Origin of the sequence: Owenweeksia hongkongensis DSM 17368, from assembly GCF_000236705.1 — a bacterium.
GTDB lineage: Bacteria > Bacteroidota > Bacteroidia > Flavobacteriales > Schleiferiaceae > Owenweeksia > Owenweeksia hongkongensis.
In genome coordinates, this window is record NC_016599.1 from 1,435,895 (window position 1) to 1,447,463 (window position 11,569).

General features: G+C 38.8%; 10 protein-coding genes. 6 read left to right on the plus strand and 4 right to left on the minus strand.

What is annotated here, in order from left to right:
• Positions 1-5: 5 nt before the first annotated feature.
• Complete coding sequence (locus OWEHO_RS06545; protein WP_041627473.1) at positions 6-1,634, minus strand: glycosyl hydrolase family 18 protein; 1,629 nt, start codon at positions 1,632-1,634, stop codon at positions 6-8.
• Between the two features lie 302 nt (positions 1,635-1,936).
• Between OWEHO_RS06545 and pfkA the strand changes: the two genes are divergently transcribed.
• From pfkA to OWEHO_RS06575, 6 genes are all read left to right on the plus strand, one after another.
• Positions 1,937-2,920 carry a 6-phosphofructokinase gene (gene pfkA, locus OWEHO_RS06550; protein WP_014201684.1) on the plus strand — a complete coding sequence of 328 codons (984 nt, stop codon included), beginning with the start codon at positions 1,937-1,939 and terminating at the stop codon, positions 2,918-2,920.
• Between the two features lie 12 nt (positions 2,921-2,932).
• Positions 2,933-3,925: a type I glyceraldehyde-3-phosphate dehydrogenase gene (gap, locus tag OWEHO_RS06555; protein WP_014201685.1), complete on the plus strand. Its 993-nt coding sequence runs from the start codon at positions 2,933-2,935 to the stop codon at positions 3,923-3,925.
• Positions 3,926-3,939: 14 nt separating this feature from the next.
• Positions 3,940-4,812, plus strand: a complete 873-nt coding sequence (locus tag OWEHO_RS06560; protein WP_014201686.1) for a BadF/BadG/BcrA/BcrD ATPase family protein — start codon at positions 3,940-3,942, stop codon at positions 4,810-4,812.
• Complete coding sequence (gene pgmB / locus OWEHO_RS06565) at positions 4,809-5,468, plus strand: beta-phosphoglucomutase (RefSeq protein ID WP_014201687.1); 660 nt, start codon at positions 4,809-4,811, stop codon at positions 5,466-5,468. The genes OWEHO_RS06560 and pgmB overlap by 4 nt, the downstream gene beginning before the upstream one ends.
• A gap of 124 nt (positions 5,469-5,592) precedes the next feature.
• Positions 5,593-5,967, plus strand: a complete 375-nt coding sequence (locus OWEHO_RS06570) for a methylglyoxal synthase (RefSeq protein ID WP_014201688.1) — start codon at positions 5,593-5,595, stop codon at positions 5,965-5,967.
• A gap of 240 nt (positions 5,968-6,207) precedes the next feature.
• A complete protein-coding gene (locus tag OWEHO_RS06575) occupies positions 6,208-8,460 on the plus strand; it encodes a YCF48-related protein (protein WP_014201689.1) in 2,253 nt (750 codons plus the stop codon).
• A gap of 53 nt (positions 8,461-8,513) precedes the next feature.
• Here the strand turns inward: OWEHO_RS06575 and OWEHO_RS06580 are convergent, their stop codons facing one another.
• The 3 genes from OWEHO_RS06580 to OWEHO_RS06590 form a co-directional block, all read right to left on the minus strand.
• Positions 8,514-10,094: a tetratricopeptide repeat protein gene (locus tag OWEHO_RS06580; protein ID WP_014201690.1), complete on the minus strand. Its 1,581-nt coding sequence runs from the start codon at positions 10,092-10,094 to the stop codon at positions 8,514-8,516.
• Positions 10,095-10,128: 34 nt separating this feature from the next.
• Positions 10,129-10,572, minus strand: coding sequence for a response regulator (locus OWEHO_RS06585; protein ID WP_014201691.1), 444 nt, complete (start codon positions 10,570-10,572; stop codon positions 10,129-10,131).
• 295 nt (positions 10,573-10,867) lie between these two features.
• Positions 10,868-11,194, minus strand: coding sequence for a hypothetical protein (locus tag OWEHO_RS06590; RefSeq protein WP_014201692.1), 327 nt, complete (start codon positions 11,192-11,194; stop codon positions 10,868-10,870).
• Positions 11,195-11,569: the final 375 nt, after the last annotated feature.

An 11,569-nucleotide genomic window follows, 5' to 3' on the forward strand; every position in this document is an offset into this window, starting at 1 on the left:
TTCGATTACGGTTTACTTTCATTAACTCTCACGAATATTTTATTAAACAAAATCAATGCAATAACCCCAGAAATAAACCCCACTACCACCGCTACTTGCACATCCGCCAAAAAGCCAATAAGCCTTAAGAGAACTAAAGACACAAATAAAAAGACAGCTGAAAACAATAAGATCCGTCCTGTACTTCCGAAAAAAAAATCACGATTCGATGGCGCAAACATGGCGATGATCACTCCACTTCCACCAAATAAAATCACAAAAAACAATAGTACAGCAAGGGTAACTTTATACTTTACCAAACCCGCAAAAGAAGCTTCGACTTGACCAAGTTTGTCCCAAATGCTTAATTCCTTTTCGCTCTCCGAATCGCTTTTTTCTACTTGCCCTGTCTCTAAAGAATCCTTTGGAGCACTACCTTCAGCCGTCATCCTATCAGCAATCATGTTCCACATCTCTGAATATCCCTTATCATAACCTAAGGCCCAGATCCCCATTCCAGCAAGTCCCTTCTTTTTTATCAAATCAATTTTCAACCCAAGGGTAGAATCATTGTCATACCAACACTGCCGGTATACGTCTGATTTACCATCAGCAGTCACATAGCTCTGCCACACCGTTTGGCTCACTTCATCATATTTTGATGGCGACTTTATTTTAGTTCTTATGTAGTCATACGTTCGGTGTCCCACAAAAGATTTTGCTTTCGCAGCTTTCTCATCCGAAGAAGTTTCCCAAACAGCTCCAAAATATCCCAAAGCCAGAATAAGTTTGTTTGCAGGCACGCCATCTTTAATATAGGTATCAATAGAATTTGACAGATTGTAAGGTTCCCAAATTTCACCGCTTTCATTGGGAGCCACGGGCCCTGCTACTTTGCTAAAACTCCCATAATATGAATACCCCATCATAATGAAGCGATCAACTACTGAATTGAGGGCTGAAAAGTCCAAACTCTTTGCCCAATCTACACAAGGCATGGTAATATAAACCTGATACTCCTTATTTGCAGATTTTAGCTTGGTGCTAAGTTTTGTTATAAAGCTCGAATAAGCATCTTTCTCTGACTTAGCTATACCTTCAAAATCTATACATATGCCATTAGCTCCTCTCAGTTTTAATAGTTCCAATACATTAGAAATCAGCTCAGCCTGCGCTCTACTATTTGAAAGAAAATCCTTGTTATTCTTTTTTCCAAAATTAGTAACCGTTAACAAAACACTGTTTCCAGAATGTTTGGCCGAATCTATCATGGCCGTGGTTTTCCAGTCGTGTAAAGAAATTGCAGCGCCCGTTTTGGGATTGAGCTCGTATGCAAAATAGGCAGCTGTACTTAGCATTGAAAAACTCATATTTTCATAAAAGTTTTTCTCCCAATAGGGGTACCAACCTAATACCTCATAGGCTAAATGCATGCTTGTGTGCAACTTAACGGGTTTTGCTAGAGTTAGGGAGTCGCTCTCCTTTACGGTGTAGAGATAATTTTTATCACCCTTTGTTTGCTTATGCTCTTCATGGACAAAATGCTGAGCACGCTTCAAGGAATCATTGTGAACTAGCTTTTCTTCGATCTTTTTTATAAAACCAATAGAATCTTGATGATCATTTTCTACCACAAACCCTCCAAAGGAGCACAAGCTGAACAAAAAAAGATACAACGTCAAACAATGAGCTGAAACGAGTCTATAGAATATAGATAGAATAAACTTCAAGATGGTAAGGTTTGGTTGGTTTTTAAAAGTAAGTAAAAAATCAATTGTGCATCAGTCAACTAAAGGATTTTATATTTTAAAAACTGTTAATCACTCCCCTTATTTTTCACTTTGATTTGGCTTTTGATGGAACATTAGCGTGAAACATACCTTACCATAGCTATCCATTATATTCTTTTTTGCAATCGCAGTAGTTTTATCTTGCGCATTTGCAAATACATTTATTTATGAATAAAACTATACGCTCCATTGGAGTACTCACCTCAGGTGGCGATTCTCCAGGTATGAATGCAGCCATACGTGCTGTGGTAAGAGCTGGAGCATTTTACAAGCTCAAGACCTTTGGAATTTACGAAGGTTACCAAGGTCTTATCGAAAATAATATTCATGAACTTACTGCCCGAACGGTAAAAAATATTCTAAACCGTGGAGGTACAGTTTTAAAATCATCACGAAGCGAAGAATTTAGGACAGAAGAAGGCCGTAAAAAAGCACACCAAAACCTAAAAGAACAAAACATTGACGCCTTGGTAATAATTGGAGGTGATGGCACCTTTACTGGTGGGCATATTTTTTCCCAAGAATTTGACCTCCCGATTATTGGTATTCCTGGCACCATTGACAATGACCTTTATGGCACGGACTACACGATTGGTTTTGACACAGCCACCAATGTTGTTGTTGAGTGCATTGACAAAATAAGAGATACAGCCGAATCACATAATAGATTATTTTTTGTAGAAGTAATGGGTCGAGATTCTGGATTCATTGCCCTACGGTCTGCCCTGGCATCTGGCGCCTTGGATGTGGTGCTGCCAGAAGAAAATGCCCCTATGGAAGATTTATTCAATGAACTGGAAAAAAGTGAGGCTAATCAAAAAACCAATAAGCTTGTGGTAGTAGCTGAAGGCAATGAACTTGGCGATACTTTTAAAATTGCAGAGCAGGTTAAAAACAAATTTCCGCATTTAGAATCAAAAGTCACCATACTTGGTCATCTTCAGCGAGGAGGGTCTCCATCCTGCTTAGACAGAGTTTTGGCTAGCCAATTAGGCGTAGCTGCTATTGAAGGATTATTAGCAGGAAAGTCCAAAATAATGGCTGGCCTAATTGATAATAAAATTGTTTTCACTTCTTTTGAAGAAGCCATAAACGGAAAAGTTCCAATAAATAAAGAACTCATTCGCATCAGCAAAATCTTATCTATTTAAATAATACAATACATGATTAAAATTGCAATTAACGGCTTTGGCCGAATTGGACGCTTAACCTTTCGTCAACTTCTAAAGAAAGAAAATGTAAAAGTGGTCGCTATAAACGACCTTACAGACACCAGAACTCTTTCACACCTTTTGAAATATGACTCAGTACATGGCAAACTAAATGAGGATGTGACTCATACTACCAATAGCATAAAAGTTGGCGCACACGAAATAAAAGTGTTTTCGGAAAAAGATCCAACAAAATTGCCTTGGGGAGATTTAAACATAGATGTGGTTTTGGAGTGTACGGGTATCTTTAGAAATAAAGAAAAAATGAGCTATCATCTTCAAGCTGGTGCTCGAAAAGTACTTTTGAGTGCACCTGCTTCTGATGACATTAAAACCATCGTAATGGGCGTGAATGATGACAATTTAAGTCCTGATGATTTATTAATTTCTAACGCAAGTTGCACCACAAACTGCCTGGCTCCGATGTCCAAAGTTCTCAATGACAATTTTGGAATTGTAAGAGGATTTATGACCACTACGCATGCTTATACAGCTGATCAAAATTTACAGGATGGACCACATTCGGACTTGCGAAGAGCCAGAGCTGCTGCACTAAGCATTATACCTACTTCTACTGGTGCCGCTAAGGCTATCTCTCTGGTAATTCCAGAGCTGGAGGGGAAGCTTGATGGCTTTGCCATGCGTGTGCCCACGCCTACGGGTTCAGTAACTGATCTTACTGTAGAGCTTGAAAAAAATGCTACTGTTGAAGATATCAATCGCTTGATGAAAGAAGCTGCCAACGGCTCATTAAAAGGAATCCTAGAATTTTCTGATGCCCCCTTGGTTTCGGCTGACATTGTAGGAAATCAGCATAGCTGTATTTTAGATAGCGACCTTACCAACGTAAATGGAAAGCTGGTGAAAATTGTAGGTTGGTATGATAATGAATCAGGCTACTCATCGCGATTGGCTGATATGGCCGTACGAATGGGTGAGTCCTAAAACCATACTTAACAATGATTTACATTGCGGATAGTGGTTCTACCAAATGCGATCACGTCATTTTAAAAGAAGACGGAGCAGAACTGATTAGGTTTAAAACCAAAGGTTTCAATCCTCAGTTCTGTGATGCCGCTTTTATCAGTGCTGAGCTGGGCAATGTTGCGGAACTTAAAAGTTTGAGCTCCCAAGTAACTAAAGCATACTTTTTTGGTTCGGGATGCTCCACTCCTGAGTTAAACCAAAAAGTGAAAGATGGACTCAGCCCCGTTTTTCCAAATGCCATTATTCAGGTAGATCATGACTTGATGGCGTCTGCCTATGCTTCTTATTCTGGTAAACCTGCAGTTACTTGTATTCTGGGAACTGGCTCCAACGCTGTTTATTTTGATGGAAATCAAATTACAAAAGGCATTGCTGGTACCGGCTACATTTTGGGTGATGAAGGCTCAGCCAGCTACATTGGAAAAAAAGTTCTCTCCTCCTTTTTGTATAAAACCATGCCTGAGGAATTTAGAGCTGATTTTGACAAATCCTATGGACTATCGAGAAGCGAAATCCTGAAGCAGGTTTATGAAAAACCTTTTGCCAATGTTTTTATTGCAAGCTTCGCCACCTTTGCCAGCAAGCATTTGGAGTCACCTTTTTTTCATGATTTGGTATATGAGGGTTTTGAATCTTTCCTAAAAACACAGGTACTTTATTTTGATCAGGCTCCACAATCACCTATTCACTTTATTGGGTCGGTGGCTTTTCATTTTAATGAAACTTTAAAAGAAGTAGTTCAGGATTTAAAGCTCAACATGGGCAACGTTATACAAAAGCCCATTGATGGACTTGTTCAGTATTTTCTAGAATATCACATAGACAGCCATAAAAGCAATGCATGATAAAAGGGTTCATATTTGATCTGGATGGAGTTCTTGTAGATACACCAAAGCTTCATTTTGCTGCTTGGCGCAAAGTGGCCCATTCTTTAGGTTTTGACCTTAATGAATCACAATACGAAGAGCTGAAGGGGCTGAATAGAAAAACATCTCTTATTCAAATTTTAGACTGGGGAAACTCCCAACTATCACCTCAGAAGTTTAATGATCTAATGGTTCAAAAAAACGAGTGGTATCTTGAAATGACAGCTACCATGATTAGTGATGATGCACTTCCTGGTGCTCATGAATTTTTAAAAGCCGCCAAAGACCTTAAGCTAAAAATAGGCCTAGGCTCTGCAAGTCAAAATGCTCGAAAAATTCTGGATCAGGTAAAAATGACAAATTACTTTGATGTAATAATTGACGGCACACAAACTACTAAGTCGAAGCCCGATCCTCAGGTTTTTGAGCTTGGCGGAAAGAAATTAAACCTCAGCCCTTCCTCGATAGTTGTGTTTGAAGATTCCAATGCAGGAATTAAAGCCGCCATTGACGGAGGGTTCAAGAGTGTGGGTATTGGAGCCCGCAAAACCTTGACTGCGGCAAGTGTGGTTTACAAAGGTCTTCATGAAACTTCTCCATTAAAAGTGATTGAACAGTTCAACTTTAAATCATAACCTATACTATCATTCATTATATCTTAAAATAATAACGTTCAAAAATGGTACGCTCTAATAATTTAATCTACTTTATCAGCGTATTTGAAATGTTTGAATTCATATACTATTAAATACTTTGAAAATGAAAATAGCACTGATTGCACATGATGGTAAAAAAGCTGAAATGGTAACTTTTATGCGCGACCACATCAACAGCTTTCATCGCGATGAAGTGGAACTCGTAGCCACCGGAACTACAGGGAATCATGTGGAAAATGCCGGCCTTAAAGTCACAAAAATGCTAAGTGGCCCTTTGGGTGGTGATGCTCAAATTGCAGCCATGGTGGCAGAAAAAAAGGTAAATGCCGTTTTCTTTTTTCGTGATCCTTTGGATAAACATCCACACGAGCCAGACATTTTGATGCTGATGCGAATTTGTGATGTACACAACGTTCCTCTTGCTACCAATCCTGCTACTGCAAAGTTGATATTTGACACTATGCTTGGAGGGATATAATGCTTTACAAGCTGACAACTCTCCTCTTTAAGCTTAGATAAAGAAGGAAAGCTCTGTTCCTTTTAAGCTATAATTGTCTTATTACATCAGGTCAGGCGTTTTCCTTTTCATTCCTCAATATTCTCAAACCCCTTGTCTAAAACGGAAAGGGGTTTTATTTTTTTGGACATCACGAATACGCCATCCAGCGTATTGTTGTCCCTCCATATTCACACGTCCTTAGCAGCAAAATCTATTGCTATGAAAACACGGTTATTTCTTCTTTTCACCTTTATTGGTTTTGCACTTGGAGCCCAAACTTACCATTGGCGCCATATCAATGCACAGGCGAATGTTTACGAGCAAGTTCCGGGGAACTCTACCCATATATTCACTGGAGATGCTGCCGGTTTTATTAAAAAATCTACCAACAGCGGACAAGATTGGGAGATTGTATATCGTGGAGATGCATCTTCGATTTATGATGTAAAATTTATTGATGCCAATAACGGTTTTGCAACCTGTGCAGATCAAGGATTATTTTTGACCACAACTGATGCTGGTCAAACTTGGAAGCAAAATATTATGCTTGACAGCGCCAACAATCCGGTGACTGAAAGATTCCATTCAGTGGAAATCATTGACGCCAACACATTAATTATAAATGGCACTTTTAACTCAGGTAAACGCGCTTTTATCAGTACTGATAAAGGAGCCAGCTTCACAGAACTACATGTTCCCGGAACGGCCATACACGTAGAGGGTGACACCCTTCTTGCTTTCGGTCAAAATGGTTTCTCATTCGGAATATCTCTAAGCACGGACCTTGGCCAGTCGTGGACTTTGGTGAAAAGCAACCCTGCTTTGGGTAGCAACAATTTTTACTACAATGGCTATAAAGAAGCCTCTATAATTTCCTCTAAGGTCTTTTTCCTATCGTCCAATGACCTTAATCCCGATGGCGTATTTAAAACTACAGATGGTGGACTTACCTTCACAATGCTTACCGACCCCGCTAATAATTTTCACCCAAACTATGTGAACTTTAGCAGTGCCACCACCGGTACAATTGCAGGTAAAATCAGTTCTGCAGGGTTTGGATTTTTCAGCACTACGGATGCAGGACATACCTGGACACCACTTTACAGTGCATCAGGTTACGCTACTCAATTAAAACCGCCATTTCTTAATCTTGGAAACAACACCATATTGGGTCAGCGCTATTTCCATAGCGTAATAAGCACAGATGGTGGACTAACCTTTACTGACAACAGCGATGATTTTAATCCAGTGGGAACCTTTTCACATCAAAATATTGAGGTTGTAGACAATCAAAACCTATATGCCTATACCATCACGGGAACCGGAACTTATGCTAAAAGACAAGCTATGCTATCAAATGACGGTGGGATGAATTGGTATAATATGAAAGATAGTACAGGCACCCTTTTGGAAAACACATTCGCAAACATGCAGGTAATTTCAAAAGACACCGTGATGTACACCTATGGAAACGCGATAAGACGATTTGTGAAAAACGGTACTGGAAGTGGCCGGACAGTATATTCCAAAACCGGATTTGGAAGCGGTATTGCCAAGATGGTAAAAAGCGGAAATAGGCTTCTAGCATTTACCTCCAGTTATGTGTACTATAGCAGTGACCGTGGGGCAAGTTGGCAAAGTATGTATTCGGCCTTAAACACTAATGACAACAAGGATATTCAGTTTACAGACTTTAGTAATATATATGCTTTGCAGTCTAATCAAATATTAAAAAGCACGGATACTGGTAAAACTTGGCTAGATGTAACAAATGGAATTAGCTTAGGAACCAGCGCCAATAATGGTACGGCTGGCATGGTAGTAAAAAGTGCTTCTGAGATAGTCATATTTGGATATAATGGAAGACTATACAGAACCACAGACGGTGGTCAAAACTGGACTGACCTTAAACCAACACTTCCACAAACACCTGTTGACCTAAGGTTTTACGATTTTGAATTTATGGAGTTTAAAGATAATATGATTGGCTATGCTGGTGACCGCACTGCAAATGGTGGACGATATATACTCCAAACTCTGGATGGAGGATTGACCTGGAGTCACTTTACCAGCGGCCAGTATATGGTAACACCTCATGACATGGACTTTGCTGATACCGCAACTGGTATCATGATGGGTGGCTCAGGACCAAATGTGATCCGCTACTTCAGTGATATTAATTACAGTACAGACACCATTTCTGCGAACGGCCAACCAGCTTCAGGAGTAAATTTAGCCGAAAATAGAAACACCTCGGTTTCATTATACCCCAATCCGGCCTATCACTATTGTACCGTAAGTGGTTGCTTAGTTTCCAATGCCTATCTAATTAGCCTGCAAGGTAAAAAGATTAGTCTGCCAGAAGTTCGAAACAATAATATTGAACTCAGTGGAATAGCTCCCGGTATGTATATCTTGATTATTGAAGATGAGCAAAAGCAAACCTTTACACAGAAACTAATGGTTCAGTAAAACTTAAATGGCCGATTGTTGAACTGTTCAACAATCGGCCATTTAAGTTTTCATCAAACCTCTTCCTTCTTATTGATCACTTCTCTAACCGCTACATCCAATTTTCCAGCAACCTTACTCAGGTTTTCTATTATAAAAATATTCATTGGGTCGTGAGGATCTTTTAGATTAAAATGCTCTACCATTCCTAGAATGGTTGCCACTGGCTCACGCACGTGATGTGCTTGCATATAAGTTATTTCGTCAAGTACCGTGGCATGTTTTTTCAAGCTTGCAAGCTGTTCCTCAATTCTACCAGCGTAGAGTTCATTAATTTCTTTGAGTTTCTTATTTCGCAACCTTGCCTTTCGTAATAAAAATATTGACACCAAACCCATAAGCACCAAAATAATGAAGCCCATAACAAATAGAACTACTCTCTGCTGACTCTCATTTAGTTCCAAATCTTTAATCTTCAGCTCTCGTTCTTTTAGTTGTAAATCACGATTAATCATAGTTAGGTCATGAGCTGCAGCCATGCTTTCCAAGCTAATTTTGTTACTTGCTGAATGAATAGAGTCTTTTAATATCTCACGGGCTTTGAATATTTCCAAAGCCTTCTCGTAATCTCCTTTTAAAGCATAAGCTTCACCCAAATCTTTATAGAAATTAATTGCAGGATCACCTATAGATAGCGCCAGGCACTTTTCTATACTTTTCTCCAATGCTGAAATACCTTTATTCAAAGTAACGGCATCAAATTTACCATCAGGCCGTTTTGACATTTCCATATAAATACCTCCAATATTTCCTTGGGTGGTGATAACATTGAACTCGGCACCGAGAGCTATATTCATTGCCTGAGCACTATCATAATATACAAGGGCTTTCTCATAATTACCTCTTCTTGATTCGACCATGCCGATATTGGCCAAATTTATGGCTACCGATTGTTGATTTCTCATTCGCCTATTGATAGACAAGGCCTCAAATTGAGCCTCAGATGACTCAGCATATTGCCCCATTTTGGAAAGCATCATTCCTATATTTCCACGGTTACGAGCTATCCCTGCTAAATCACTTTCCTGAATATAAAGTTTTAGCGCGCGATCGTAATACTCTTTAGTTTTTTCAAACTCGCCTTGTCTGAAAAACAAAGTTCCAATATTCTCTAAAACTACTCCTTGCCTATGCTTAATACCTAATTTCTCATACCCTTTTAATGCATTGATTGCATGCTTCATGGCGAGTTTATAGTTTGCTTTTTTCATAAAAATCAAACTAATATTAGACTCTGTACCGGCAGCGTGCTTTAGACTATCCATGTCCATAAATTGCTTCAAAGCTTTAGTTTGAAACTCCAAAGCTAAAGGGTAAACTGCCTTCGACATATAATTGATTCCGATAGCCGAATTAGCTCTGGCTGCTTCGAATGTATTCTGTGTCTCTTCCGCCCACAGAAGAGCTCTTTCACCATACACAATACCACTATCCGGCATCACTTTAGAGTATGAATATGAAATACTTGTGGCCAATTGTCCTTTTTCATCTGGAGTTTTGGCTGCCCCCATATTCACTTTTAATTCCTCAATGGACTGAAAGCCATAAACCAAACTAGAGGTCAGTAATATGGTGGTTACAATTATTTTTTTCATGAATTACAATGAGAGAAATTAAAACCCGTGATTCTTAATTGCGGTGTACTTTGTTAAACGCATCAGCCAACTCCTGAAGCTGAAATCCCCTTAAAGGTTTCTCCAAATATCCCATTACAAAAGGGTAACTCATGGCTTTTTCCCTATCCAACTTACTGGTTGATGAGGTTAGCATTACTATACTGTGTTGTGCACTTAGCCCGCCACCCTCTATTTCTTTCAGAAAGCTCCAGCCATCCATCACAGGCATCCTTATATCTAGCAGAATAAGTACTTCTTGCTTTTCTAAAAACTTTGAATTTCGGTTTAAATAATCGAGAGCCAAACGTCCATTTTCAAAACTAATCACCTCGGCATCAGGTAAGTTTATCGCACACAATTTCTTATGAAGAAAATTTAAGGCATCATTATCATCCACCAATAGGATAAGTAGCTTTTCACTCACATCTAATTTATGTTGGCTGTTGCCTTGATTCATTTTGTCACTTTATTTTAAGTTCTCCCTTAAAACAATAAAATTTCAGCCACTCAAACAGCTACCTACTTTTAAACTTCAAAATTAGCTCTATTAAACAATACAACTTAAATTATTAGCAATGAAAGATATAAAAACCAAACACACTTAAATTCGAATAATAAAAAAGATGTAAATCACTTACTTCAACAGTTTATTGAGAGAGTAAAAAACATCAAACAACTCTCTAGTAAGTCCACGCTTATTTCTAGAGCCTAATCGACCAAAGTAACTTTTCGCAAAGATTCAATCTTAGCTCTTAAGCTTTGAAAAAACTGATAACGCCACTTTTCCGAAACATCACTAAGTAAATAGATTTTACCCGTATTTGCTCTATCCACAGGCTACATTCTTTTGAAAATGGTGGAGCGTATGACATCAGTGAATTAAAAGAATTGAAACTCACATAAGTATACACCTCTCCCCCACCAAAAGCCTGTATAGAATTGTTGCTCAAGCAAATATCGCTTTGATACATTTCAAAACTACTGCTGTAGTGTTCACCACCAATAGTGTGCGTTTTTTTGGCTACAAAGGTCTCCTTTTCCAGCTTGTTCAAAAGACGATCCAGATCGTCACAAATCATAAGCGCAGACTCCTGGAATTCGAATAAACCCGAATCAATGTAATACTGTACTTGACCAACAATTCATGTGGGCTGCATTTATGTTGGGTTTACCCAAAATGATAAAGCTAAAAGAACTATCAATTCAAATGGGCATTTAATACCACTGGGCAGTCGTGAAAACATTAAAACACAAACTCAGGAACGCGTGGCTAAAACAATACTTGAAAGTATAAGAAAGAGAAAGTTCATTACCACCCTTTCCAATTTGGGTAAAATCCAGCAATTAGTAAATAGAATTTCTCCATGGTTGGTAGAGAAAATTATACAGCGATCAGTTAAAACATTTAACAAACAAAACCTAAACTCTGCGAAGGCCCAATTACCAATTGACAG